Here is a 26,051-nt window from a genome sequence, read left to right on the forward strand (position 1 = left end):
TTCTCCTCCTTATTTCATCATTGGAATGTTTACGCCTTTTTCTTTCGCAGTTTCCACAGCTAAGTCATATCCTGCATCAACGTGACGAACAACACCCATACCAGGATCAGAAGTTAATACGCGCTCAATACGTTTAGCTGCTGCTTCTGTTCCATCTGCAACGATAACCATTCCAGCATGAAGTGAATAACCCATACCAACGCCGCCACCGTGGTGAACAGATACCCAGCTTGCACCGTTTACACTGTTAATTAATGCATTTAAAATTGGCCAGTCTGCTACTGCATCACTACCGTCTTTCATCGCTTCTGTTTCACGGTTTGGAGATGCTACTGATCCGCAATCTAAATGGTCACGGCCGATAACGATCGGTGCTGATAATTCACCATTTGCAACCATTTCATTAATGATGCGACCAAATTTCGCGCGCTCACCGTAACCAAGCCAACAAATACGTGATGGAAGACCTTGGAATTCAACTTGCTGACGAGCCATACGAATCCAGTTACATAAATGCTCATTGTCAGCGAATTCACGTAAAATTACTTCGTCTGTTTTATAAATATCTTCTGGATCACCAGAAAGTGCTACCCAGCGGAATGGTCCTTTTCCTTCGCAGAATAATGGACGGATAAATGCTGGAACGAATCCTGGGAAATCAAACGCATTTTTCAAACCTTCATCGAAAGCAACTTGGCGAATGTTATTTCCATAATCAAATGTAATTGCGCCTTTTGCTTGCATAGCAAGCATTGCTTCTACATGTTTTGTCATGCTTTCTTTTGATAATTGTACGTAACGTTCTGGATCTTCTTCACGAAGTTTTGCTGCTTCTTCTAATTTGTAGCCTACTGGAATATAACCGTTTAATGGATCATGAGCAGATGTTTGATCCGTAACTAAATCTGGCGTAATATTACGCTTCACTAGCTCTGGTAAAATTTCTGCCGCATTTCCTAATAAACCAATTGAAATTGGTTCTTTCTTCTCTTTATACTCGTTCGCAACTGCTAATGCTTCTTCTAACGATTCTGTATACATATCACAATATCTCTTTTCAATACGACGATCGATGCTGCGCTTATCAACATCAATAGCAATAACAACACCGCCGTTCATCGTTACAGCAAGAGGTTGTGCACCACCCATACCACCTAAACCAGCAGTAAGCGTTAATGTACCTTTTAATGACCCATCGAAATGTTGACGTGCCGCTTCTCCAAACGTTTCATATGTTCCTTGTAAAATACCTTGTGTTCCAATATAAATCCAGCTTCCTGCTGTCATTTGTCCGTACATCATAAGACCTTTTTTCTCTAGTTCACGGAAGTGATCCCAGTTCGCCCACTTCGGTACTAAGTTTGAGTTCGCTAAAAGAACGCGTGGTGCATCTTCATGTGATTTAAAGATTGCAACTGGTTTTCCTGATTGAACAAGTAATGTTTCATCGCTTTCTAACGTTTTTAATGAATCTACAATCGCCTGATAACTTTCCCAGTTACGAGCTGCACGGCCAATTCCGCCATATACAACTAATTCTTCTGGTTTTTCAGCAACTTCAGGATCTAAATTGTTCATTAACATACGAAGTGCAGCTTCTTGAACCCATCCTTTCGTTTGTAACTCAGTACCTCTTGGCGCGCGAATTGTTTGTTTTACTTTTTCCATTTCAATCTCTCCCTTTTCTCATTTTATAGTGCTGCGTTTACATCTAATCTTTCTTTTATCGAATAATTCGTTTTTAACCAATACGCAATATTTTCAATATCCGTTGAGAATATACGGTCATTAGTAATAGAAGGTACTTGCTGACGACCTTGATGGTAGAAGCTCTTTGTCACTGTACTCATGTTTTCAATACCGCGATATTCTACAGCTTGCATCGCACAAATCATTTCAATTGAAAGAACACGTCTTACGTTTTGAATAATTTGATGTGCATGGCGTGAAGCGATTGTTCCCATACTTACGTGGTCTTCTTGGTTAGCTGATGACGGGATTGAATCAACACTCGCCGGATGTGCTAACGTTTTATTTTCAGAAACTAGTGATGCTGCTGCGTATTGCATAATCATTGCACCAGACTGAAGTCCTGGTTCTGGACTTAAAAATGCTGGTAAATCATTTAATTGCGGGTTTACTAAACGCTCAATACGACGCTCTGAAATATTTGCAAGTTCTGCCATTCCTACCTTTAAGAAGTCCATCGCAAACGCAATCGGTTGACCATGGAAATTACCACCCGAAATTACTTTTTCTCCGCCATCAAAGATTAGCGGATTATCTGTTGCAGCATTCATTTCAATTTCTAATTTTTCTTTCACATAATTTAAAACTTGCCAAGAAGCACCGTGTACTTGCGGGATACAGCGAAGTGAATAGGCATCCTGTACTCGTAGTTCTCCTTGTTTTGTTGTTAATTTACTATCATGAAGGATGTCACGAATTCTGCTCGCTACTTCCACTTGTTCTTTATAACCACGTGCTTTATGAACATTTTCATCAAATGCATCAATAATGCCTTGTAACCCCTCGATTGTCATCGAAGCAATGAATTCCGCTTGATAAGCAGTTGCTTCAGCTTCTATATAAGAAAGAACTCCTTGCGCTGTCATTGCCTGCGTACCATTGATTAATGCAAGCCCTTCTTTCGCTTCAAGTTCAATCGGCTCAAGACCTTCTTCTGTAAGAGCCACCATCGCATGAACGCGTTTCCCCTTATAGAACACTTCACCTTCTCCTAATAATACAAGTGCAAGATGAGATAAAGGTGCTAAATCACCACTCGCACCAAGTGAGCCTTGTTGCGGAACGACTGGGTGAATTTTGCGATTTACAAACTCAAGAAGCATATTTACAACAAGCGGTCTAACGCCAGATACGCCTTTAAGCATCGTATTCGCTCGTAAAATCAACATACCGCGCGATACTTCTTCAGGGAATGGATCACCTATCCCGCATGCATGTGACTGAATTAAATTGTGTTGAAGTGCCTTTACATCATCTTTTTGAATAAGCACGTCACTGAACTTTCCAAATCCAGTTGTAATACCGTAAACTACTTTTCCGTCTTCTACAATTTTCTCAACTACTTCGCGGCACTCCGCCACCTTTTGCATACTATTTGGACAAGCTGTTACACCTTCTCCTTCAAGTAACAACCTCTTCATTTCTTCAATTGTCAATGTGTGTCCTGTTAACGTAATCATTCTTTTTCCTCCTTAAAAAGGCAAAAGGGGACCTTATCTTTTTAAGACAGACTTCTGTCCTAAAAAAAGTAAGGCCCCCTTCTAACTAATAGACTATGGGCAAATCATATGTGATTAATTCCTAAACCAATCGCCTCATGCTCAGATCCTTTTACAGGTGCACCAATCGTTCCATATAATGCAACAGCAACCCATTCGCCTTCTTTTTTTCCGTCGTATGGTGTACCGCGCACAATCGCAAATCGAAGTCCTACTGTACGAAGAACGTCTGCTAACTGAATTTGACCTCTCGTCACTCCGTACAAAGCTTCCATAATTGCATGATAAAGTGCATGTGTTTCTCTGTAAACGTCTGTTTCAATAACTTGGTTGCTCTTAGCCGCTGTTTCCATTGCTGCTACAACTTTTTGCGAATTCATCGAACCCACTTTCCCCGTACAATACTTCCAACCTTTTGGAATAGATAATACAGGGCTTTCATTCTCATCCGCAAGTGCCAACAGCATGGCCATACGACCAATTCGATGTGTTCCTTGAAGAAGCATGTGACTCTCTCATTTCTTTTAATTATTTGAATATTTCTTAATTTAAGAATATATGAAAACGGTTAAATCGTCAATAGTTTAAACTCACATTCAAACATTTTTTCATCTTCTCCATTTGTGTACACAAATGATTTACACATTTTTTTCAGGCGTGCTATAGTCTCACTAACAGATGCAAAGGGGCGATATTTCAATGACGAAGCGAAAAGATATTCATTTTCGAATTGAAGAAAAATTACTTGAAAGGTTTGAATCTGCACTTCAATATGAAGGTTTAAAGAAAACCGACGTATTAACACATGCAATTCAGCAATTTTGCACGAAGGTGGAATGTGAAAAAATGAATGATGTAAAACGCCAATACAACGTAAGCAACCATTTACAAACTCGTATCGATACGCATAAACATTACGAAGAAAAACAAGTAAATTTAGATGAACTCGTAATGGAATATTTACAACTTCAAGGAGACGAAAAAATATTAGAGGTTGGATGCGCTAACGGGAATTTTCTTTCTCTTTTACAAACTAACGGGCATAAAGGACAACTAACCGGTTTTGATCAATCGAAAACGATGCTTTCTGAAGCTACAATAAAAAATAGCATAATTGAATGGAGACTAGGTGATGCTGGTAAACTCCCTTTTCAAGCTAATTGCTACGACTGGATCGTCGCAAGACATATGTTATACCACATGAAAGACGTCGAAAAAACAGTCCAAGGATTCCATAAAGTAATACGTCCTGGTGGCTCACTTTTAGCTACAACAAATTCTGACGTTACATTACCTCGTATAGTTGAAATGTGTAACCGCATGTTAGACGCATTTGATTTGCCGAAAACAACATCTTCAGTCACTCCATTTTGTTTGGAAAATGGTAAAGAGATATTACAGTCTTTTTTTCCAACTATTGAAGAAGCAGTTATTCATAATGCTCTTGTTTTTCATCATGCTACTCCAATTGTAAACTATATTTCTAGCATGTTTCCATCGCTAAATATACCTGACAATACATATCTTCACGCCGAAATGAAGGATATACAAATAAAAGTATTTTTTTCACAGCCCTCTCTCCTTCAACCATCTCATAAAATATATCTCTAATTCGTCCACTGTTAATCTATTTGTGTCCACATAAGCTACAGGAAATTGTTTATACCAATCTTTTTCAGTTTCTACTAATTTAAATTGCTCCTCAAATGTACTTCTGTTTCTTGTTCTATCATTATTTTTTCTATTATATACATTCTTTTTCGTCACATCTAAATAAAAAATAGAATCTGAACGGCATTCTCTTAATTTATATAATTCATCTTTCAATTCAGTTTCTATATCCCACTCTTTCCCTATAATCATCGGATAAAAAAGTGTATAAAATTCAATATCTTCAGGTCCACGATCAAAAATAACGTCTGAACCCTTCGCATTTTGAAAATCCTTTATTTTAGCTTCGATAAACATTTTTTGATTTACTATAAACCCTTCTTTTGAATTCATATCCAAATTTAATTGCTTTCGCTTTTCTATAATTGGATAAGGATTTTCATATATAACTGAAAGCCCACATCGCTCTAACCTTTTAGCCAATGTTGTTTTTCCGCTTGCCATCGGTCCTTGTAGTGAAATTACATACGCCATTCCTCTCATTCCTTTAAACTTTAGTACATCTATAATATACAGAATTTTCAATACTATCAACAATATATATATCATCTTGTTTCTTATTCTTATGTAACTTATAATAAAAAATAGAGATTATGACGGACGCATCAATAATGTAAGCTTGGAAATCCGAGCTTACATTATTTTTTGCTTTCCCTTTTCTAATAAAAAGAGTATACTAATTTAGAACGTATGTTCTTAATGATTACATACAGTAAGGAGATAGAACAATGGTATACGATACAAAAGCAATTTCTTGGAATGAGTCTTTAAAACAACTTCAACGCCGCTATACAAACAAACAAGTTGACCGAAAAGAATTTGAGGATATTGAACTGATGGAATTCTTCCACGATAATGACTACATTTCTTTACCTACACATATAAGCGGCCTATCAACAGCACGTTTTACTTCTTACTCTATTTTCACAACTGAAGATAAAGATCGTAAAGTTGGCACATTAATCATTGAATATGTAGAAGATGATAATAATAATTTATGTGTGGAACAACTATACTTTGTTTAAATGATAACGCTTGGTCAAAATGACCAAGCGTTCTTGCTTTCTATGAATCTCACTGTTTATAATATGAATAATAGAAAACCGCAATCATTAAGGGGGGATATACTTGCTCGAAGGATGGTTCAGTTGGTTTATTGTGCTATGGACTGTTATTTTATTAGGACTTATGTCTATCGGCGGATACTTTATGTTCAGAAAATTTTTAAAACGATTACCGAAAGAAGATGGTATGTCTATTTTAGATTGGGAAGAGCACTATATTAATAAAACTAGGCATTTATGGGATGACGAACAAAAACAATTGTTAGAAGAGCTCGTAAGTCCTGTTCCAGAACTATTTCGCGATGTTGCTAAATCAAAAATCGCTGGCAAAATCGGAGAACTGGCATTACAAGAAAAAGCCTCTCAAATTACACAAGATTTAATTATTAAAGGGTATATTATTGCTACACCAAAACGCGACCATAAATTTTTAGTAAAAAAACTACAAGAAAAAGAAATTGATTATTCTCATTATGAATCTTTACTGACAAAATCCTCCTCATAAAAAGATTGCTAGATTATAGCAATCTTTTTTAACTTACAGTTACTGATTTTACGGCTGTTAATCTAGCTTCTGCCAAGTCTATTTGTAATCCGACCGCACTCGTATAAATCGTATCGCCTGTGCCTGTAATGTTGACTTGTGTGGATGTCGTATTTGGTGCAATAGAACCCGTTGCATTTACATTTGTAATATCAAACTCAGCTCTCGCATTTGCATTTGTAGTTGTTCCAGAAAAATTACGATCTGCAAAACTACCAATTGTATTTAAATTTCCATTAATATCATTTACTTGCCCTCTAAAAAAGTTTCCTAAAGGTGTAGTAAATAGCATACCGCTTGGGGGGATCATTAGAAATCAAGCAAATATAACATTCACATATGAGCCAAATCCGAATGAACCTCCTGTTACAACAACTATTACAACTCCTGAAACAGAAACGGCAGTTAATACTGCAACACTAAATCCACAAAAAACAGCAGATCGTTCCTTTGTTGCATTAAATGATATCATTACCTATACGCTCTCATTTCAAAACACAGGTACTTTCCCTGCTACGAATATAACAGTAGTGGATTCTATCCCTGCTGGTACTATATTAGTTCCAGACAGTGTTACGATTAATGGTATTCCTCAACCAGGATCCAATCCAGCATCAGGAATTTCACTTGGAACTTTAGCACCATCCGAACGAGCGACCATTACTTTCCAAGTACGAGTAGTAAACATCCCTGCTAGTGGAGAAATACGCAATCAAGGAAGTGCAACATTTAATTATCAACCGGATCCAAACTTACCTCCAGTCACAAAAACAGAAACGACTCCCGAAACAACGACTCCTATTCAAACTGTAGTCATAAGCCCAACTAAAACCGCAAATCTTACGTTTGCAGAAATTGGTGATATCGTAACTTATACTGTCACTTTTACAAACCAAGGAACTATACCTGCTATAGGTGTAACAATTACAGACTCTTTGCCACCTGGTACAAATTTTGTTACTGATAGTGTTACAGTAAATACTATCCCTCAACCTGGTGTAAGCCCCCTTACAGGCATTTCTGTCGGTACTGTTAACCCTGGCGAAACCGCCACGGTTACGTTCCAAGTACAAATAAATGCTATTCCACCTAACGGAAAAATAGAAAATACAGCAGTTGTAACCTATATTTCTCAACCTAATCCTAGTGAACCACCTATTACAACGACGGAAACAACTCCTACTGTTACTTTACCGGTTCGTACCGCTAACCCGAATCCGCAAAAAACGGTAGACCGTGAGTTTGCAAGTATTGGTGATACACTCACTTATACAATCACCCTTCAAAATTCTGGTAATATACCTGCAACTGATGTCATTATTACAGATTCTATCCCTACTGGAACTACATTTATTCCTGGAAGCATTACGATTAACGGTATTTCACAACCTGATTTGACCCCTGAAACAGGAATTCCAGTTGGCACACTAAACCCTAGACAAATAGTAACTGTTACTTTAGAAGTACAAGTAACTGCTCTACCACCAAATGGTATTATCTCAAATGAAGCAAATGTCACTTACACATCTCAACCAGACCCTACTCTTCCGCCCATTACAACAACCACACCTACTCCAATCGCAGAAACAATTGTACAAAATGCAGAGTTAGAGTCAACTAAAACAGTAGATTTATCAGTTGCTAACATTGGAGATGCACTCACGTATACAATCACTCTTGAAAACATCGGAAATATTCCTATGAAAAATGTATCTGTCATTGATTCACCACCAGTAGGTACACAATTTATTGTGGATTCCGTTACAATAAATGGTATTTCACAACCAGGTATTGATCCAAGTATTGGAATATCTATCGGTACATTACAACCGAGTCAATTAGTAACCATCACATTCCAAATAACGATTACAAATATACCGCCTAACGGGGTTGTTACAAATGTTGGTTCAGTCAACTTTACATCTCAGCCTAATCCAAATGAACCTCCTATTACAGAAACAGAGACAACACCACCAGTTAATACTGAAATCATTAATAGTATTATTAATCCATCGAAAACAGCTGATCGAAACAACGTTGATATAGGTGATATTATTACGTACACCGTTACCTTCCAAAACTTACAAACTGTACAACTGACAGACATCGTTTTTACAGACCCCATCCCAACAGGAACTACTTTCATTCCAAATAGCGTTACAATTAACGGCACTCCAACTAGTAATATAGATCCAGCTCTTGGCATACCTCTTGGCACATTAACCCCTAGCGAATCGGTCGTTTTAACTTTCCAAGTTCGCGTTGTTTCCATACCACCTAACGGAATTATTGTAAATGAAGCCACTATCACCTACACCTTCCAACCTAATCCTGGAGAACCACCAGTAACAGTAACTACTCCAACGCCCCCTACTACTACAAATGTCAACACAGCAACAACGAATCCTACAAAATCTGCTGATAAAGTATTTGCTTTATTAGGTGACACAATCACTTATACAATCTCCTTACAAAACACAGGTACTGTCCCTGCAACAAATGTACTTGTAACCGATCCTATTCCAGCCGGTACCACTTTCATACCAAATAGCGTTACGATCAATGGTGTTACACAACCAGGCATCATTCCTAGTTCCGGAATTCTTATCGGTACATTAGAACCTAACACTTCAGTCGTTGTAACTTTCCAAGTTCAAGTAACATCAATACCACCAACAGGCTTTATTGAAAATCAAGGGACAGTTTCATTCCAATACCAGCCAGATCCTACTAGACCACCTATATCTATTACTACACCTACACCTACTACAAAGACGCAAGTAAGTGAAGTGACTACTAACCCTAACAAACAAGCATCCCCTCAAGTTATTAATCTTGGTGATACTGTCACTTATACAGTTACGTTCCAAAATGTCGGAAATATAAATGCGACAGATGTGATTATTACAGACCCTACTCCAAGTGGTACTACTTTTATTCCCAACAGCGTTACGATAAATGGTATTTCTTCACCTGGAGCAAGTCCAAATAGTGGTGTAAATATCGGTACTGTAACTCCAGGGCAAATTGTTACATTAACTTATCAGGTTACTATAACTACACTCCCGTCAGACGGCATTATTAAAAACACTGCAACTGTCACTTACACATTCCAGCCAAACCCTAGCGTACCACCTATTACCATTACAGATCCTACTCCAACCGTTGAAGTATCCGTTATTACGCCTACACCTAACCCAAATAAACTAGCAGACAAACAAATTGTAGATTTGAATGAAATCGTAACATATACAATTACATTCCAAAACCGTGGATCGATCCCTGCAACTTCCGTTATCGTTACTGATCCGTTAGCAAATGGGTTAACATTTATTCCAGGTACTGTAGTAATAAATGGTATTACGGAACTTGGCGCAAATCCTGTAGTGGGTATACCTATTGGTACAGTCAATCCGAACGATACAATTGCTGTTCAATTCCAAGCGAGGGTAACAAGCGTACCACCTGGTGGTATCATTCGAAATCAAGCAACTGTTACTTTCACATATGAACCAGTTCCTGGTGAACCACCTATTACTATTACAGACCCTACTCCAATTAACACAACGAACGTAAATACAGCTATATTAAATCCGCAAAAAACAGCTACGCCGGAAACAGTTACACTAGGTGATATCATTACGTATACAATTTCACTCCAAAATACAGGTACCATTCCTGCTAATAATATCGTTGTAACTGATACAATTCCTGTCGGTACTTCGTTCATTGAAGATAGTGTTACTATTAACAATGTGCCGCAACCAACCGCAAATCCATCCACAGGCATCACGGTTTCAACACTTGCTCCGTCTGAATCCGCAACGATTTCCTTCCGTGTCCTAGTTACTTCAATTCCACCAAGCGGAGAAATTCAAAACCAAGGTAACGTTTCCTTCCAGTACCAACCTGATCCTACTAAGCCACCTGTATCCGTTACTACACCTACACCTACTACAATTACTCCTGTAAACGTTGGGACTATTAATCCGATAAAAACAGCTGATAAATCTATCGTGTCAGTAGGTGATACGATTACATTTACTATCACATTCCAAAATGAAGGTACGATTCCTGTCACTGACATTTCTGTTACAGACTCACTTCCTGTCGGCACATCATTCATTCCAAATAGTGTCACAATTAATAACATTCCCGTTCCAAACGCAAATCCATCCACAGGCATTCCAGTCGGAACTCTTAATCCAACAGAATCCGTAACTATTTCATTCCAAGTACAGGTTATTACACTTCCAGCTAATAGAATGATTACAAATATCGCGTCCATTACGTATACGTCTCAACCTGATCCTACTAGACCACCTATCACAACAACGACAACAACACCACCAATTACGATAGAAGTAAACCCTAATGAGCCAAACACATTTATTAAGACCGCAAATATAAATCGTGTAGAACTCGGTGACTTCATCACATATACACTTACCTTTACTAACCATGGCTCTACTCCTGCAAATAATGTACTCATTACTGATTCACTGCCTCCCGAAGTTACTTTCTATCCAAATTCAGTAACAGTAAACGGCGTTTCACGTCCTGGAAGTAATCCGACAATTGGTATTCTTATTGAAACTGTTAATCCAGGTGAATCCGTTGTTGTCCGTTTTATCGTTCAAGTAACAGCAGAGCCACGAAACGGTCTCATTCAAAATACCGCCCGCATTCGCTATACACTTAGACCTGATCCTACTAAGCCACCGATTCCTGTTGATGAGACTACAGAGCCAAATATTATTCCATTTATCGGTCCGTTCGTATCACCAAATTTAAATTGTTTCTTTAATGGGGAACGTTTTATACGGCGCAGCTGGGACAGAAGGTGTTAACAATATAAAATAAAAAGACAGCGTCAAACGCTGTCTTTTTATTTTATACATATACGGTTTTTAAGTTAATTTCATATCTTTTTCATTATAAAAACCATCTTCTTTTTCCATTTCCTTCTGCAATTTCGTAAAGGAACGGTACATCGCAATTCTCCATGACACAATCATCGCAAATGCCAGTAAGAAGAACATGCCACTAAGTTGTCCTAAATCAAGAGATTGGCTTAAGTATGTTTTAAATACAATCCTCACGACAAGTAATCCAATTAATATAAAAACAAATGCTTTTGAACGCTTCAAATAAATCTCTTGTCCTCTAATTTCAAATTTAGATGTTTTAATAAGAAAAATAGAGAAAAACAAACCTACGCCAATTGCTTCTAACATTTCTGCTGGAGTTAGTCGAAATTCAGGAAAAACAAACATCAATGCGCCCGTACTCATAAAAAATGGTGGAAGTATAATTTTTTTCAATGTTGCAGGTTTCTTAGCTGCTTTTAAACGAATAAACATCGCACCGACAGCCATACAAACAGCAACGATACTGGATAAAACAACTATGTTCATATTTTCTCATCCTTTTTTGTGGCTATATGCAAAATATACTTTCATTATATGCTTTTCCGTTAGTATTTCCAACATTTTCACAGAATAATACTAAAAACCGGTAAAACCACCAAATAAACTTGAGAAATATACGATAATTTTCGTCATCCAGTTAAAGTATAGGAAGATACCCATGACAATCATAACGTATCCCCCAATTTTCATGAATTTCATACTATTTCTTTTAATCCAAGACATTTTCGTAATAAAGAATGATAGTACGAAAAATGGGATAGCAAATCCAAGTATGTATGCAATCATATAAATCATTGCTGATTCTGGGTTCGTTGCTGCTAATCCAATGACAGATACTAAAATCGGTCCCGTACAAGGCGTCCACCCTGCAGCAAATGCCAATCCAATTAGGACGGATCCAAAATAGCCACTCGGACGATTTTTAAACGTAAATTTACGGTCTTGCATTAAGAATTTCGGTTTAAACACACCGACAATAATAAGACCGAACACGATGATAAATATACCACCTAACTGTCTAATTAAATCTTTATAATCTGTAAAGATTCCTCCGATAAAGCTTGTACCAAATCCAATTGCAATAAATATAATTGAAAATCCAAGTAAGAAAAACGCTGTATGTATCATACTTCTTTTGCGAAGCATTGCATTTTCTTCTTTCAACTCAGAAACCGACATACCTGTTATGTACGATAAAAATGCCGGATAAAGCGGTAAGCAACATGGGGAAATAAATGATAAAAACCCTGCACCAAACGCTAAAAAAATACTAATATCTTGCATTACCTCACTCCTCTCCTTACATATTGTAGCAAAAACATATAAAAATACTATGAACAATTCGTGAAATTACTTTTCCAACGTGACAATAAGAAAAACTACTCTTTCACACAATTTCTAAAAAAACGTTTTCATTTCCTTCTATTATATAGAAAAATCTCAATTGGACTACGAAACTTCTCTAATTGTTATTAACATAACAAAGGTAACATAGTTTCTCAAATGATTAGCATGTTACGAGTACGTCTATCCACATATTAATTAAAAAATATTTTTTTCAAATGCTGTCTTTATACATTACAAACCTGATTTTATAATACTTCTATTATTACTAATTTCAAGATTATGCATAAATATCATACTTTTATTATTATTCTATAAAATGTCACACTTTTCTTTTATTTGACCCTTCATTTTTAATTTTGTATACTCCCTCTAGTTATATATGTCCGTTACGGAACAATTTCATATAGATGGGAGGAACTTTTCATGCTTCGTTATTCTCTTTTAGTTTTATTAGGAGCGTGTAGTTATGGGATTTTAGCTATTTTCGTTAAACTTGCATATGCGGAAGGATTTTCACTTGGAGAGGTAATTGGCAGCCAGTATTTGTTCGGTTGGATTATTTTGCTTGCTATTACACTTCTATTTTCTAGACATCGTGTTCCATTAAAACAAGCGTTAATTTTATTCTTTGCAGGTACATCTGCAAGTTTCACTGGAATTTTTTATTATGCTTCATTAAAAACTGTACCAGCATCCATTGCAATTATACTTTTATTCCAATTCGTTTGGGTCGGAATTATTATTGAAGCAGTCGCAACAAAAACATTGCCTTCAAGAGAAAAGGTAATTTCCGTTATTATTTTACTTGTAGGTACATTTTTATCAAGTGGTTTACTAGAAAAATCAGCAGGTGATTTCGATACGACTGGAATCATATTAGGTTTATTATCTGCTGTTACATTTGCAACATACATTTTCGTCAGCGGAAAAGTTGCTGTTGAAGTACCTTCATTGCCGCGCGGTGTTCTCTTAATGGCAGGCGCTTTAACTTTAGTAATGATCGTATTCCCGCCAACATTTATTTTGAATGGTGCAATTTCTGACGGACTTTGGAAATATGGTTTAGGTTTAGGAACATTTAGTATCGTTATTCCTTCTATCGCCTTTACAATTGGTATTCCAAAAATCGGTTCTGGCTTAGCAACTATTCTTGGTGCAGCAGAACTACCAGTTACAACAATTATGTCTGTATTCATTCTAAAAGAAGCTGTATTATCTTCACAATGGCTTGGTGTATCCCTTATTTTAATCGGTATTGCAATCCCGCAAATTGCCTATGCAATGCGTGGACGTTATCGTAAACATCATACACACAAAAAATTGGCAGCTTGAAACGGGAGAGGATTTTCATTTGAGAATCCTCTCCTTTCTTATTGTATACTTAATGTAAATACTTCATTTAAGAAAGAGGGCATTATAAGTGGCAGCAAATCGAGAGCAATTAACTGAGACGCTAATTTCTATTCGTCGAAATTTACATGAGCATCCAGAATTATCATATGAAGAATTTGAAACGACGAAAGCTATAAAAAATTGGTTAGAAGAAAAAAATATTACGATTATAAATTCTAATTTAGAAACAGGCGTTATTGCTGAAATTTCAGGGAATAATAGCGGACCACTTATAGCAATCCGTGCTGATATTGATGCTCTTCCTATTCAAGAAGAAACAAATTTGCCATACGCTTCAAAAATTCACGGCAGGATGCATGCTTGTGGACATGATTTTCATACAGCTGCTATTATAGGTGCCGCTTATTTATTAAAGGAAAAGGAATCTTCTCTTAGCGGAACGGTACGCTTTATATTCCAGCCAGCTGAAGAGAGTAGTAATGGGGCTTGCAAAGTCATTGAAGCCGGGCATTTACATGGCGTTCAAGCTATTTTCGGTATGCATAATAAACCTGATTTACCAGTCGGTACAATCGGTATTAAAGATGGTCCACTGATGGCCGGGGTTGATCGATTTGAAATTGAAATTCACGGAGTTGGTACACATGCTGCTGTACCAGATGCTGGGGTAGACCCTATTGTCGCGTCTTCTCAAATTGTGATGGCACTACAAACAATTGTAAGCCGAAATATAAGTTCTTCACATAATGCCGTCGTCAGTGTCACAAACATCCATTCAGGAAATACGTGGAACGTTATTCCTGAAAAAGCAACGCTGGAAGGAACTGTACGTACATTCCAAACGGAAACACGCGAAAAGATTCCAGCACTCATGAAACGTATTATCCAAGGAGTTTCTGATGCATTAGGTGTAAAAACAGAATTTCGTTTTTATGCAGGTCCTCCTGCTGTTCATAACGATACATCTCTAACAAACTTATCGACTCAAGTTGCAGAAAATATGAATTTAAATATCATCTCTCCTACCCCGTCAATGGCCGGAGAAGATTTTTCTTTTTATCAACAAGAAATACCTGGTTCATTCGTCTTTATGGGAACGGGTGGTACACATGAATGGCATCATCCCGCTTTTACAGTAGACGAGCAGGCATTACCTATAAGTGCAAAATACTTCGCTTTGTTAGCTGAAAAAGCACTTAAACAATTTGCATAAAAAAGAGAGCCGTTAAGAAATACTTAACGGCTCTTTTTTTATTAAGTTAAATCACGTTTTAAAAATACGGTATAGGAAATGCTTAAAAATACAAATAAATATAGTAATAACATACATGAAGCAAACGGGAACGTTACGCCATCAATAAAACTGCCATTCTTTGAAATACTGTATAAATCTGTGTTTGCTGGCAATAAATATTTCGCCCAATCATATCTAGTTGCTGCTAGTAATGCGATGTTTCCAGATAAAGCAAGAAATAGTGAAATACCAATCGCGCCTCCACTAGATCTTGTTAACACAGAAATCATAAATGCAAAGGCTGCATATACAATCGTCGGCAACCAAGATAAAATATAATACTTACTAGCTTCTACAAAAATATTTTGTTTTATTATATTTCCATCTTGGAAAATAAACTCGCTCCATGCAGGCTGCTGGAATTTATAAATAACAAGTCCACATAAAGTGGAGAAAATCATATTAAATATAAACAATAATGCTGCAAATATCACAATTCCTAAAAACTTGGCTGTCAAAATTTTAAAGCGACTTGCTGGTCGTATCGTTAAAAATTTATATGTTCCCCAGCTATATTCATTCGCAAAAACTGTACTTGCATACACGAGGATAAATGGGAGTAATATTGGAAATACAATAAAACCTGTATCTCTCATGAAAGAAAGTGGAGAACTGCTTGCTGGTGCTGTATCTGAGTCTAAGTACTTCATCTTAAGCTGATATTCCTTTACAAGCTCGTCCCCAGATCGTTCTGCTAAAATAGCTTCTTTTTTCATGCCTAGCTTTTTCTCAATTTCTACAGTTCTTTCTGTATAATCCGCTTTCCATCCTTTTGTTTCCGGTTCCAAATACTTTACCGTAACCCATCCTAATCCGATTACTAATACTGCAATAACCGCAAATGGAATAATCGTTCGCTTTCGCTTAAATATTTTATACAGTTCGTTATACACTAAATTAAACAATATCTTTTCCCCCTGTTAATTCTAAAAATTGCTCTTCTAACGTTTTTCTTTCTTCATATACACGATACACTTGAATGTTTTTCTCAAGCAATGTACGAATAACATTTGGGATTTCTTCATCTTTTACATGAATAAGTAGATCATTACCTTTTATTAAAACATCTTGTTCTAACATTTCTGCTGCTTTATTCACATCATCTACACGTATACGGATTGTCTCCATCTCTTCACTTTGATTATGCTGAATATTTTGCGTCGCCACATATTCTCCGTGCTGAATAATGATAACTCTGTCACACATTAATTCAACTTCTGAAAGTAAGTGACTAGATACAAGTACCGCTTTTCCTTGTTCATGAGCAATTTTCTTTATGTACATTCTCATCTCATGTATTCCACTAGGGTCTAATCCATTCGTTGGTTCATCTAATATCAATACATCTGGATCGTGAATAAGTGCTTGAGCTATACCTAAACGTTGTCTCATGCCGAGTGAATATGCTTTTACTTTACGATCAATTACTTGTCCCATCCCTAGCAATTTAACTACTTCATCAATACGTTCTTCTGTCACATTACCATTCATTCGTCCGAAATACGTTAAATTTTCATAGCCACTCAAGAAAGGATAAAATTCCGGTGTCTCAATTACTGCTCCAATTTTCGAAGCAGTACTTTCAAATTGCTGTTTTACAGATTGACCATCAATCCAAACTTCGCCCTCTGTCATACGAATCATACCGACCATCATTCTCATTAAAGTCGTTTTCCCAGCACCATTTGGCCCGAGCAGGCCAACTACTTCACCTTTTTTAACTTCGAAACTAATATTTTCTACAAGTGTCTTTGAACCGATTCGCTTCGTTAACCGCTCAACCTTTACAATCGATTGTTCATTTGTCATTCTATACAACCTTTCCTTCCCATTCTTTGTCAGGTCTTTACACTGTAACATGATTATTTTTCTGTGTAAAATAGAAAAAGGCATGATTTCTCATGCCTTTTCTTTGAAATGAAATGAATTTTCATCTTGTAAATTTTGAACAAATCGAAAACATTGCACCATCGATAATAGAACGATACCAACCATAATTATACTAACAACTACTATTGCATACATTGTAATCGGTGCACTATTCACCCCTTGTATTCCTACTATTTTCATAAAGATAATCGTAAATAATTTCAAAAATAACATCCCATTAACTAATCCAAAAACAAACGCTGCGCCATAAATGAATAATTGCTCCTGGCATAATACACATAGTACGTTCCTATTCTCTGCTGCATAAGTTTTAATTTCCTCTTTCCTCACTTGCAGAAGAGAAAACATTATTTTATATGTAGTAAAAATACATATAATAATGAATATAAGAAACAGCGTGTAAAAACATATTTGAAATAAAAGTGTAGTCCCTAATTCCCCAATAGCCCCTTTATTAAATTGGAGCGATATCATAAAAAACAAAACCATAGTACTCATAGCAATCCACATAAATTGCTTCATCCTTTTGGCAGCAAATGTTCTTATATTTTTTCTCACTAACTGACATAAAGACATATGTTCTTCCCCTACCTTACTTCATAACAAACTCATTCTATACTACTAGTGTATAAAAATATGACATTTTAAACATCGCACTACAATCTGAATTGTTTCTAAGTCTTTAGTCCTAGAAAACAAAAATGGTAAAAAAATCATATTTAGAATATAATTGTAAAAAAGGAGAGTATTGCATGCGTATAAAGTTACTATCAATCTTGTTTTTATTATTTCTCACCAGTTGTAACCCACTTAAAAATAATGAAGTTGCCATTGTTGAGCCATACAAATTAACAGAAGAACAATCCTCTATTTTAAAAATGACCCCTTTTCAAGAAGGAAACAGCATGTTTTACAACGTTACACTAAAAAATGAAAAAGATGAAATACATGCTACGATTGATTATTATCAAAATGGTAAAAAAACAAAAGAAATTGCTTATATTGCTACCTCTCATTTTTCAAAAAAGAAAGTGAAACTTTCTTTTATACCACCGCATTTCCAATTTGATAAAGATATACAAGAGAAAGGTCAATGGTATATGAATATCGACGGTGGTTCAACACTTGTCCCTCAAGAGTCTCTCCTAGGCATAAATAGTTCTGCAACTACTACAATCCAATCTACTAAAAACTTAAAATACAATCAAAAAACAATTTTAGCAGCGGTTATTCAAACAAATAAAGAAACTGTAAGCGTCCCTACAATTGATGAAGATTCAAGTATTGATATACTCTTAAAAGAAAACGAACATGTTTATCTCTTTAGTATAGAGCTAAAAAAAGAACACTAAGGCGGAAATGCAATAGTATTGCATTTCCGCCTTAGTGTTTAACGAGGTGTACTTTTTAACAAATTAATTAATCTCATCCTCAACTTCAATTCTTTTCTTCTCTCTTGCAATTTTTAAAAACTCTAAAAGTTCTGGGTTAGTATTCATTTTCTTGTAAGCTACTGACATTTCTGCAACAAAATTCGAATCACATAACTCTTTATATACGACTTCTGTTTTATACAATTTATTTGCCGATACAGGTATTACCGTAATTCCAATCCCTGCCGCTACAAATCCCATAACTGTTTGGTATTCTGTTGCTTCTTGTACGATACGCGGACTAAACCCGACGTCGCGGCAAAGTGACAAAATTGTATCATACAGCGCTGGCCATACTGGTCTCGTAATAAATACAAACGGTTCATCCCGTAAATCTTCTATATGTATTTCATCTTTTTCTGCAAGTGGATGAGCCTTCGGTAAACATAACGTACAAGATAGTTTTTGAATTGGCTCTAATTCTAATAATTGTGTTGGGATTGGTGGACGCAAAAATCCAATATCAATACGATTATCATGAAGTGCATGCACTTGATCTGGAGTAGATAATTCATGTAATGCAACAGACACCCTCGGAAATTTCTTTCTATACTCCCTTACGATAGATGGTAAAATATCATATATCGCCGCACCTACAAAACCAATTGAAAGTGAGCCCACTTCTCCTCTTTGGGCACTTTGTGCAATCTCTACCGCTTTTTCAATTTGTTCAAACGCTTTTTTTACTTCTTTCAAAAACATTTCTCCAGCTTCTGTTAATTCAACCTTTCTCTTCGTTCTTGAAAATAACATAACTCCCATTTCTTTTTCTAATTGCTGAATTTGTTGACTAAGCGGTGGTTGTGTCATTTGTAAACGAGCAGCCGCTCGTCCAAAGTGTAACTCCTCTGCCACTACAACAAAATATTGCAAATGCCGTAATTCCATTTTGGACACCCTTTTCCATTTCAATTAATACGTCTAATATATTAATAACATATAATTTATATATTAGACAAATTTTTCGAATGAACGTATAGTAGAAATTGTTAATTCTTTTTTACAATTTTTATGTAAAAAAAGAAAGAGGTGGTTACTGTATGAAATGGTGGAAATTAAGCGGACAAATTTTACTATTATTTTGTTTCGCTTGGACAGGTGAATGGATTGCAAAACAGGCACACCTCCCGGTTCCAGGAAGTATTATCGGTATTTTTTTATTATTAATCTCATTAAAATTTAACCTAGTGAAAAAAGAGTGGATACAGGACGGTGCAGACTTTTTATTAAAAGAACTTATTTTATTTTTCATTCCTTCTGCAGTCGCTGTCATACGCTACAAAGATACACTATCACAATATGGAATCGATCTCATTTTAATTATTATGATTAGTACACTTTGTGTCACTCTCGTTACAGGACTCTTAACAGAATTGCTACTAAAGCGGAAAGAATCCGTGCAATGATCGGCTTTCTTTGTTTACTATTAACACTATTCACATATTGGATATCGAAGAAAATGTATCAACGCTGGAATTGGAGCTTACTTTCTCCTCTTCTCGTCTGTCCTATTATTTTAATCGCTTTATTACTCGGACTAGACACATCTTATGAAACGTATGAAACTGGAGGCCAATGGTTAACAGAATTATTAAAACCTGCAACAGTTGCTTTTGCATGGCCAATCTATAAATACTTTGATTTACTTAAGAAACATGGAATAGCTATCTTACTTAACGTCATTGTCGGTTCGTTTTTATCAGTTATTACTTCAGCACTACTAGCAAATTATTTTCAAATTGATTCATCGTTAGAACATAGTTTAGCACCTCATATTGTAACGACGCCAATTGCAATGGCCATTTCAGAAATGATTGGTGGTATGTCACAATTAACAGCAGTATTTGTTGTTTTAACCGCGTTAACAGGAGCATTGCTCGGACCTTCTCTCATTCGTATATGCCGTATTAAAACAGCAATTGCAAAAGGTATTATGTTAGGAACGAGCGCAAATGGAACCGGTACATCAAAAGCATTCGAAATCGGTCCTGTAGAGGGAACGATCGCAAGTTTATCTATGCTTTTAACAGCAGGAGCTAGTTTAGTTATCGTTCCGCTTTTCTTATCGTGGATACATTGAAAAAGCAAGTGTTTAAACACTCGCTTTTTTATTTATATATGTATTTAAAATCTCATAATCCTCCGGGAAAGATAGCGTTAACTCCTTTATTTCATCTATCCTCTTCCAAGCAATTTCATGTATTAATTCATCAGGATCTTGGATTTTCATACTACCACCTATTGTTTTAACGACATAATAATGAACGTATACAGGAACCCCGTATGTAATACCTTCTTTTTCATATATTTTACTTACAACTTCCACATTGTAACCTGTTTCTTCCCAAACTTCTCGAATACAACATTCTTCTAGTGTTTCTCCCTTTTCAAGCCCGCCACTTGGAACAGACCATCTTTTTTCTTCACCCTTTTGTCCTTGTAACACCATTAGAACTTCATTTCTTTCGTTTACACATACTGCTGCACAACCTATCCATCTTTCCATATACATCCCTCCCCTACTACTATTCGTCTTCTTTTTTATTTTCCCCTTGAAAAAAAGAGGAAAATAGTAAAATAATGACGAAAGACTACATCAACTTCAAAGGCAATCCCTTCTTAGAAATGAAAAACGGAAGGATGAAAATATGATTTCTAAATATGTTGTGGAATGTGTCTTTTGTGAAGAAAATCGAAAACCTCGCCAAGCTATCGTAACCGTTCCCGCCACTACTCAGCTACTAGCCATTGAAAAAGTGCGTACGGAATGTAAACGTCGTTTCGGTAAAGCTTTATTATTGCAAACAGAAATTAAAGAAAAAATAACTTTTGAACAAAAAGAAAGCCGACCATAAATTGGTCAGCTTTCTTATCCGATCATATTTTCACATGAAGATTAGGGGCATCCTCTTTAAGGATCGGGATTTTTCCATTATGTACGTTCCATAATGGTCATCGAACATTATATTTCTATGCAATTAATTATTGAATAGAATAGGGCAAAACTTGTTCGCATTTTTAGAAAAGGGATAGGGATATAATTCAAGTAGTACTTCGAATACTCGAACTTTACACTCATTATATTAAAACAAATCCTTTTATATGGGAAATATGAATTACTTACATAATTCAGTCGTAAAACATATTAGTTTGCTATATTATTTTTATTCCATTAATAGCATACATCCAGCTAGAACTGGTGTCATAATCATAGAAAACTTCAAAAGTATGAAAAGCATCCTCGGCGGATGCTTTTCATACTTTTCTAAATCAATACTATGTACTTAGTCTTGATTAATCAAAATTACCGCAGGACCAGCGACTACTACTCCAGCTACTTCTATCTTTTCAAATTCTTTTACTGTAATAGATATAACTCCTTCTCTTTCCATCAATTCTTTACTCAGGGCTTCAGTCGGTATAGCTTTCACCGTCTTACCTCCTTTTCATTTATACAATATGATACAGTAAAACTTTAATCAGTAGAGCTTCAGTACACTCCACATTGATAATAATTGAGCTACCCGTTTATGCACGATAAAAATAACCCAATGCATCTATATATATGCATCACCTCCGCTTTCATTCCTTATTCCCCCTAAAACTCTTCTCTCCCTTCCGTAACGTATTGAAAAATAAAAAAGCACTCGCAATCGCGAATGCTTTTTCATTATTTACTTTCTATTACATTTAACATTCTATTAATAAATGCTGCCGATTCTCCACGCGTTGCAGAACCTTTCGGCATAAATTCATTATTTTCATTTCCTTTTACAATACCTAATCCATAAACACGTTGTACAGCTTGTTTATCATATGCTAAATCTTGATCCGAGAATGGTAACGGAACTAAGTTACCTTTAATTTTTTTATATTGCAGTGCACGGTCAATCATGATAACAGCTTCATCTCGTTTAATCGTATCATTTGGAGCAAATGTCCCATTCCCTCTACCACTTATTATCCCGGCAGTTGCTGCACGATTAATACCGTCTATTAGCGATGGATGTGCTGTATTTAAATCATTAAAATTCGATGATCCTTCAGGTAACTGCAATGATCTTGAAATCAAATTCGCGAATTCACCACGCGTTACGAGACGATCTGGCCAATAAGAACCTTTCCCGTCTCCAACCATAATGCCACGTTTATCTAATTCACGAATGTCTGCTTCGTACCACCCGCCTGTTATATCATCTTTATGGTTCGCATCATAATAAGCTTTTGTTCCTTGTAAAAATGGTTCCCACGCATTGTTTTTAATCATAATGGCGGGACAATTTTTACCACTCCAAAATTGATGCTTCTTCACATTTTCTATAGGAATATGTAATTCTCCCATTAAATAAGCTGCTAATTTACGAGCATTTTCAACAGCTTTATTATAATCACCATCTTCGTTTACAGCAATTTCAATCGCAATGGATTCTCGATTTCCAGTTCCTTCTGCTCCATCTCCGGCATGCCAAGCATTTTCGTTTAATGGAAGGTGTTGATAAATCTCTTTATCGTCTACTGTAAAGTGCCAAGACGCTGAACGATCTTCCGTTCCCGTTGCTTGGTTATATAAATATATTGCATGGTTTCTAGCATTTGCCCCAACACTATAATTATCTGTCTCGTGAATCGTAATATACTTCGGATTCATCGCATAACCAGGACGAATATTGTCATTTCCTTTCGGTACAATCATTTCTTTTAAAGTTACACCATAAATATCCGTAGTTTTCTCTTCTATTGGTGCAGCATACATAACTGCTGCACGTTTTGTACGTGCTGGTGTCGCTTCTTGAATAAGCGAATCCTTTGTTCCTTCAAATTTTGCTGAAGGTGAATAAATCCATTTCACCTCATTATTTATTTTTACTTGGAACCATTCTCCGGCCTGTCCAATTACTTGGATAGTTTGTGGCTCCAATACATTTCCTTCTTTGTATGAAGAAAATGGTTCAGAGTAAATAGAAGTTACTTCATTAATTACCAGCTTTTCATTTGATAAAGGGTGAATTTCTTTATTTTCTACATTCCCCTCACTATTTTCTATCCACCCAGCTCCAGATGAAGTTCGAACATAGTAAGCGTTTCCTTTTCTCTTCTCAGCTTTTACAACTTGGTTCGAAATGTGAACCCCTGTCTCTTTTTGAAAATCACTAGAATCGTATAAAGGTACTTCTTTCACTATATGTACAAGAAACTCACCTTGCACTTCATTTATTACTCCCTTGTCCTCTCCACGACCATCTTCATCCTGCATATGGTTTTCAATACTTTTTAAAGCTTGTTCATCAGTTGAAACTGCTACTGTTTTTTCAAGTTCATTAGCATAGGAATAATTTGGAATCGTTACCGTACCAAATACAATCGATGCAGCTAAAACATTATAAAATCTTTTTTTCATCATAATACTTAACACGCAGTAATTAAATTCGTGTTAAATTCCCCCTCCTCAACCAAAATATAGGTTATATAGTAAACTATTAAGTAACATAACCATTTACAATATAACAGACTCATCCCAATTCGTATAGATAGGAATGACTACTATTTGCCTACATTTACTATATTGGAATATAAAAAAGAAGCTATAATATATAGCCTCTCTACGGTTCTTTAATCTCTTTTCACCTTATATTTCATAACTTTACCATCTCTATCAAATTGTAAAACAAGATGTTCACTATCTATAGGAATAAAGCCTCGTTCAGTTCCCAGATAGTACGAAGTGATAACCCCGTCTTCTCCATTTCTCGTTTCAGTAGGCGTTCCCAATAATTTTGTAATTTCTTCATTTGATTTTCCTGTTAATTTATATTTTTGTATTAGATTATCTACCATATGTACCCGTTTCTCTTCGGCATGTAACCATCGATCTTGATTAAACTTTGAAGTGTATGTATTCATACTTAATTGTCCTGTACACACTAACAATGGAATACAACCTACTATCATTCCACCTAGCATTTGCTTCTTTTCTTTATTACGATTTACGGAAACATGTAAGACGAACTTTTGAATTACAAATAATAAAACGAACGGCATGACTACTATAAACATACTTTTTACACTTAATGACATATGAACTGCATCAATCACAAAAACAAACGCAAGATATATTAGTATATACAAACAAATATAAACATACAAAATACCCCTTAATATAGCACTCAAAAAGCCCACTCCTTTTTAATTCATTATATAATTCATTTGATTAATGACGTCTCGAAGTTTTTCTAACTCTTGATCTGTATATATTACTTTCCCTGTTAAAATCTCATTTCTGAAGAACGTTACCATTTGCTCTCTATCTTTTAATCTCGGCGTTTTTTCTTCAGAAAGATCTAGCACTTCTTTTCCGCTCTCATTATAAAAATATACAATTGGTTTTACGTTTTCTTTTACAATATCAACTTGCTTTTCTTTCAAACAATTGTATAGAAAATGCGATAGTTTCTTCGCTCTATATACTGGATTCCCTTCATTTTTCACTTGTATCGTTAATGAGTCTTCACCTGTAATGTATGCAAACGTCTCTTCTTTCTCCATCTCTTGTTGATACTTGCCAATTTCCTCAATCATAAATGAATATATACTAGCATTTTCTTTCGTTATGCCATGAATTAATTGCCCTGTCCATTCTTTCGTCTCAAGTACATATATACCCGTTTTGCTTAAGACGAGATGATGAATTCGAAGATCATTTCCTCCATGCTGATTTGTAATAAAAACATTCGGCATAATATGAAATTCATTATGTAGTATTATGCCTTGCTCTACGAAACCACGCTTCATATATTGTAATGTTTCGTATGTACTCACTTCAGCTCCATTTTTTGTATACTCTCGCAAATCGGCAATTAACTTTTGAAACATATGTATTTCGTTACTATGCTTTTCTTGCATTTCACTGCGTTCTTTACTATGTTGCACAGCTAATTGATTTTTCATCATCCGCATATTTTCAAGTTCTCTAGCTGCACTTATTTGTAAATCATTGTATTTTTTCTGCTCCATATTTTTCAATGTATTTTGTTGTTCTTTATGCTCTGTAACCGTAGCTGCAATTTCATTTTCGTACGTTTCAATTGCTTGTTTCTTTTCAAATTCTACTTGCTGGCTTTCTGATTCTAGCTGTTTATTTTTATAAAACAGTACGAATACTGCAGCTAATAATAATAAAATTACACCCATTAGCACATAATCCATATATTTTTCTCCTTCATTTCATTCCCTACTATTTTCCATACATATTTCTACTCCATTATACTATGTTATCCTT

General features: G+C 35.8%; 24 protein-coding genes and 3 pseudogenes. 10 read left to right on the top strand and 17 right to left on the bottom strand.

Features of this window, described 5'->3' with window-relative positions:
* Positions 1-9: 9 nt before the first annotated feature.
* From hutU to hutP, 3 genes are all read right to left on the bottom strand, one after another.
* Positions 10-1,668 carry a urocanate hydratase gene (gene hutU, locus AC3WTI_RS08945; RefSeq protein ID WP_097841655.1) on the bottom strand — a complete coding sequence of 553 codons (1,659 nt, stop codon included), beginning with the start codon at positions 1,666-1,668 and terminating at the stop codon, positions 10-12.
* A gap of 23 nt (positions 1,669-1,691) precedes the next feature.
* Positions 1,692-3,209, bottom strand: coding sequence for a histidine ammonia-lyase (hutH, locus tag AC3WTI_RS08950; RefSeq protein WP_097841656.1), 1,518 nt, complete (start codon positions 3,207-3,209; stop codon positions 1,692-1,694).
* Between the two features lie 104 nt (positions 3,210-3,313).
* On the bottom strand, positions 3,314-3,754 hold the full coding sequence (hutP, locus tag AC3WTI_RS08955; protein WP_000926516.1) for a histidine utilization transcription antiterminator HutP: 441 nt from the start codon (positions 3,752-3,754) through the stop codon (positions 3,314-3,316).
* Between the two features lie 193 nt (positions 3,755-3,947).
* On the opposite strand from hutP, the gene AC3WTI_RS08960 reads away from it, so the two are divergent.
* Positions 3,948-4,859: a class I SAM-dependent methyltransferase gene (locus AC3WTI_RS08960; protein ID WP_309247725.1), complete on the top strand. Its 912-nt coding sequence runs from the start codon at positions 3,948-3,950 to the stop codon at positions 4,857-4,859.
* On the opposite strand, the gene AC3WTI_RS08965 is transcribed toward AC3WTI_RS08960, so the two are convergent.
* On the bottom strand, positions 4,815-5,402 hold the full coding sequence (locus AC3WTI_RS08965) for an AAA family ATPase (protein ID WP_142286754.1): 588 nt from the start codon (positions 5,400-5,402) through the stop codon (positions 4,815-4,817). The two genes, AC3WTI_RS08960 and AC3WTI_RS08965, sit on opposite strands and share 45 nt — an antisense overlap.
* Positions 5,403-5,647: 245 nt before the next feature.
* On the opposite strand from AC3WTI_RS08965, the gene AC3WTI_RS08970 reads away from it, so the two are divergent.
* Both AC3WTI_RS08970 and AC3WTI_RS08975 read left to right on the top strand, forming a co-directional pair.
* Positions 5,648-5,944 (top strand): hypothetical protein, encoded by a 297-nt coding sequence (locus AC3WTI_RS08970; RefSeq protein WP_048544144.1) that lies wholly within the window; start codon positions 5,648-5,650, stop codon positions 5,942-5,944.
* Positions 5,945-6,047: 103 nt separating this feature from the next.
* Positions 6,048-6,488, top strand: coding sequence for a DUF2621 domain-containing protein (locus tag AC3WTI_RS08975; protein WP_000889381.1), 441 nt, complete (start codon positions 6,048-6,050; stop codon positions 6,486-6,488).
* A gap of 28 nt (positions 6,489-6,516) precedes the next feature.
* Here AC3WTI_RS08975 and AC3WTI_RS08980 read toward each other — a convergent pair.
* Positions 6,517-6,804, bottom strand: a pseudogene (locus AC3WTI_RS08980) (hypothetical protein); the annotation flags it as partial.
* Between AC3WTI_RS08980 and AC3WTI_RS08985 the strand changes: the two are divergent.
* Positions 6,800-11,377, top strand: a pseudogene (locus AC3WTI_RS08985) (DUF7507 domain-containing protein); the annotation flags it as partial. The pseudogenes AC3WTI_RS08980 and AC3WTI_RS08985 sit on opposite strands and share 5 nt — an antisense overlap.
* A gap of 60 nt (positions 11,378-11,437) precedes the next feature.
* Here the strand turns inward: AC3WTI_RS08985 and AC3WTI_RS08990 are convergent.
* The 3 genes and pseudogenes from AC3WTI_RS08990 to AC3WTI_RS09000 all read right to left on the bottom strand — a co-directional run bounded on the left by AC3WTI_RS08990 (position 11,438) and on the right by AC3WTI_RS09000 (position 12,902).
* Positions 11,438-11,944, bottom strand: coding sequence for a CcdC family protein (locus AC3WTI_RS08990; protein WP_001028637.1), 507 nt, complete (start codon positions 11,942-11,944; stop codon positions 11,438-11,440).
* 90 nt (positions 11,945-12,034) lie between these two features.
* Positions 12,035-12,742: a cytochrome c-type biogenesis protein CcdA gene (gene ccdA / locus AC3WTI_RS08995; RefSeq protein WP_087958716.1), complete on the bottom strand. Its 708-nt coding sequence runs from the start codon at positions 12,740-12,742 to the stop codon at positions 12,035-12,037.
* Between the two features lie 16 nt (positions 12,743-12,758).
* A pseudogene (locus tag AC3WTI_RS09000) lies at positions 12,759-12,902 on the bottom strand (peptidase T).
* Positions 12,903-13,228: 326 nt separating this feature from the next.
* On the opposite strand from AC3WTI_RS09000, the gene AC3WTI_RS09005 reads away from it, so the two are divergent.
* Both AC3WTI_RS09005 and AC3WTI_RS09010 read left to right on the top strand, forming a co-directional pair.
* Positions 13,229-14,137, top strand: coding sequence for an EamA family transporter (locus AC3WTI_RS09005; protein ID WP_097841657.1), 909 nt, complete (start codon positions 13,229-13,231; stop codon positions 14,135-14,137).
* 88 nt (positions 14,138-14,225) lie between these two features.
* On the top strand, positions 14,226-15,371 hold the full coding sequence (locus tag AC3WTI_RS09010; protein WP_097841658.1) for a M20 peptidase aminoacylase family protein: 1,146 nt from the start codon (positions 14,226-14,228) through the stop codon (positions 15,369-15,371).
* Positions 15,372-15,412: 41 nt separating this feature from the next.
* Here the strand turns inward: AC3WTI_RS09010 and AC3WTI_RS09015 are convergent, their stop codons facing one another.
* The 3 genes from AC3WTI_RS09015 to AC3WTI_RS09025 all read right to left on the bottom strand — a co-directional run bounded on the left by AC3WTI_RS09015 (position 15,413) and on the right by AC3WTI_RS09025 (position 17,918).
* Positions 15,413-16,357 carry an ABC transporter permease gene (locus AC3WTI_RS09015; protein WP_492304352.1) on the bottom strand — a complete coding sequence of 315 codons (945 nt, stop codon included), beginning with the start codon at positions 16,355-16,357 and terminating at the stop codon, positions 15,413-15,415.
* Positions 16,350-17,261, bottom strand: a complete 912-nt coding sequence (locus tag AC3WTI_RS09020; protein ID WP_142286753.1) for an ABC transporter ATP-binding protein — start codon at positions 17,259-17,261, stop codon at positions 16,350-16,352. Before AC3WTI_RS09020 ends, AC3WTI_RS09015 begins: the two co-directional genes overlap by 8 nt.
* 90 nt (positions 17,262-17,351) lie before the next feature.
* Positions 17,352-17,918: an ABC transporter permease gene (locus tag AC3WTI_RS09025; RefSeq protein WP_087958711.1), complete on the bottom strand. Its 567-nt coding sequence runs from the start codon at positions 17,916-17,918 to the stop codon at positions 17,352-17,354.
* A gap of 176 nt (positions 17,919-18,094) precedes the next feature.
* Here AC3WTI_RS09025 and AC3WTI_RS09030 point away from each other — a divergent pair, with 176 nt between their 5' ends.
* A complete protein-coding gene (locus AC3WTI_RS09030) occupies positions 18,095-18,694 on the top strand; it encodes a YgaN family protein (protein WP_097841660.1) in 600 nt (199 codons plus the stop codon).
* Between the two features lie 63 nt (positions 18,695-18,757).
* Here AC3WTI_RS09030 and alsR read toward each other — a convergent pair whose 3' ends face one another.
* Positions 18,758-19,663: an acetoin biosynthesis transcriptional regulator AlsR gene (alsR, locus tag AC3WTI_RS09035; protein WP_492304353.1), complete on the bottom strand. Its 906-nt coding sequence runs from the start codon at positions 19,661-19,663 to the stop codon at positions 18,758-18,760.
* Between the two features lie 152 nt (positions 19,664-19,815).
* Between alsR and AC3WTI_RS09040 the strand changes: the two genes are divergently transcribed.
* Both AC3WTI_RS09040 and AC3WTI_RS09045 read left to right on the top strand, forming a co-directional pair.
* Positions 19,816-20,181, top strand: a complete 366-nt coding sequence (locus tag AC3WTI_RS09040) for a CidA/LrgA family holin-like protein (protein WP_492304354.1) — start codon at positions 19,816-19,818, stop codon at positions 20,179-20,181.
* Positions 20,178-20,855, top strand: coding sequence for an LrgB family protein (locus AC3WTI_RS09045; protein ID WP_087958708.1), 678 nt, complete (start codon positions 20,178-20,180; stop codon positions 20,853-20,855). Before AC3WTI_RS09040 ends, AC3WTI_RS09045 begins: the two co-directional genes overlap by 4 nt.
* Positions 20,856-20,867: 12 nt before the next feature.
* Here AC3WTI_RS09045 and AC3WTI_RS09050 read toward each other — a convergent pair whose 3' ends face one another.
* Entirely contained in the window at positions 20,868-21,281 is a 414-nt protein-coding gene (locus tag AC3WTI_RS09050; RefSeq protein ID WP_087958707.1) for an NUDIX hydrolase, read from the bottom strand.
* A gap of 142 nt (positions 21,282-21,423) precedes the next feature.
* Between AC3WTI_RS09050 and AC3WTI_RS09055 the strand changes: the two genes are divergently transcribed.
* Positions 21,424-21,630: a DUF3903 domain-containing protein gene (locus AC3WTI_RS09055; protein WP_087958706.1), complete on the top strand. Its 207-nt coding sequence runs from the start codon at positions 21,424-21,426 to the stop codon at positions 21,628-21,630.
* A gap of 429 nt (positions 21,631-22,059) precedes the next feature.
* Here the strand turns inward: AC3WTI_RS09055 and AC3WTI_RS09060 are convergent, their stop codons facing one another.
* The 4 genes from AC3WTI_RS09060 to AC3WTI_RS09075 form a co-directional block, all read right to left on the bottom strand.
* A complete protein-coding gene (locus AC3WTI_RS09060; RefSeq protein ID WP_048527526.1) occupies positions 22,060-22,206 on the bottom strand; it encodes a BC1881 family protein in 147 nt (48 codons plus the stop codon).
* A gap of 239 nt (positions 22,207-22,445) precedes the next feature.
* A complete protein-coding gene (locus AC3WTI_RS09065) occupies positions 22,446-24,173 on the bottom strand; it encodes an S-layer homology domain-containing protein (protein WP_097841711.1) in 1,728 nt (575 codons plus the stop codon).
* Positions 24,174-24,385: 212 nt separating this feature from the next.
* Entirely contained in the window at positions 24,386-24,952 is a 567-nt protein-coding gene (locus AC3WTI_RS09070; protein WP_087958705.1) for a hypothetical protein, read from the bottom strand.
* A 6-nt stretch (positions 24,953-24,958) separates the two neighbouring features.
* On the bottom strand, positions 24,959-25,978 hold the full coding sequence (locus AC3WTI_RS09075) for a nuclease-related domain-containing protein (RefSeq protein WP_097841661.1): 1,020 nt from the start codon (positions 25,976-25,978) through the stop codon (positions 24,959-24,961).
* Positions 25,979-26,051: the final 73 nt, after the last annotated feature.

The sequence above is a fragment of the Bacillus sp. EB106-02-03-XG38 genome (assembly GCF_058792175.1).

Bases quoted from the DNA above. Each gene is read 5' to 3' on its own strand.
- hutU (WP_097841655.1), bottom strand. From the start codon at position 1,668: ATGGAAAAAGTAAAACAAACAATTCGCGCGCCAAGAGGTACTGAGTTA.
- hutH (WP_097841656.1), bottom strand. From the start codon at position 3,209: ATGATTACGTTAACAGGACACACATTGACAATTGAAGAAATGAAGAGG.
- hutP (WP_000926516.1), bottom strand. From the start codon at position 3,754: ATGCTTCTTCAAGGAACACATCGAATTGGTCGTATGGCCATGCTGTTG.
- AC3WTI_RS08960 (WP_309247725.1), top strand. From the start codon at position 3,948: ATGACGAAGCGAAAAGATATTCATTTTCGAATTGAAGAAAAATTACTT.
- AC3WTI_RS08965 (WP_142286754.1), bottom strand. From the start codon at position 5,402: ATGAGAGGAATGGCGTATGTAATTTCACTACAAGGACCGATGGCAAGC.
- AC3WTI_RS08970 (WP_048544144.1), top strand. From the start codon at position 5,648: ATGGTATACGATACAAAAGCAATTTCTTGGAATGAGTCTTTAAAACAA.
- AC3WTI_RS08990 (WP_001028637.1), bottom strand. From the start codon at position 11,944: ATGAACATAGTTGTTTTATCCAGTATCGTTGCTGTTTGTATGGCTGTC.
- ccdA (WP_087958716.1), bottom strand. From the start codon at position 12,742: ATGCAAGATATTAGTATTTTTTTAGCGTTTGGTGCAGGGTTTTTATCA.
- AC3WTI_RS09005 (WP_097841657.1), top strand. From the start codon at position 13,229: ATGCTTCGTTATTCTCTTTTAGTTTTATTAGGAGCGTGTAGTTATGGG.
- AC3WTI_RS09020 (WP_142286753.1), bottom strand. From the start codon at position 17,261: ATGACAAATGAACAATCGATTGTAAAGGTTGAGCGGTTAACGAAGCGA.
- AC3WTI_RS09025 (WP_087958711.1), bottom strand. From the start codon at position 17,918: ATGTCTTTATGTCAGTTAGTGAGAAAAAATATAAGAACATTTGCTGCC.
- AC3WTI_RS09030 (WP_097841660.1), top strand. From the start codon at position 18,095: ATGCGTATAAAGTTACTATCAATCTTGTTTTTATTATTTCTCACCAGT.
- alsR (WP_492304353.1), bottom strand. From the start codon at position 19,663: ATGGAATTACGGCATTTGCAATATTTTGTTGTAGTGGCAGAGGAGTTA.
- AC3WTI_RS09040 (WP_492304354.1), top strand. From the start codon at position 19,816: ATGAAATGGTGGAAATTAAGCGGACAAATTTTACTATTATTTTGTTTC.
- AC3WTI_RS09045 (WP_087958708.1), top strand. From the start codon at position 20,178: ATGATCGGCTTTCTTTGTTTACTATTAACACTATTCACATATTGGATA.
- AC3WTI_RS09050 (WP_087958707.1), bottom strand. From the start codon at position 21,281: ATGGAAAGATGGATAGGTTGTGCAGCAGTATGTGTAAACGAAAGAAAT.
- AC3WTI_RS09055 (WP_087958706.1), top strand. From the start codon at position 21,424: ATGATTTCTAAATATGTTGTGGAATGTGTCTTTTGTGAAGAAAATCGA.
- AC3WTI_RS09065 (WP_097841711.1), bottom strand. From the start codon at position 24,173: ATGAAAAAAAGATTTTATAATGTTTTAGCTGCATCGATTGTATTTGGT.
- AC3WTI_RS09075 (WP_097841661.1), bottom strand. From the start codon at position 25,978: ATGGATTATGTGCTAATGGGTGTAATTTTATTATTATTAGCTGCAGTA.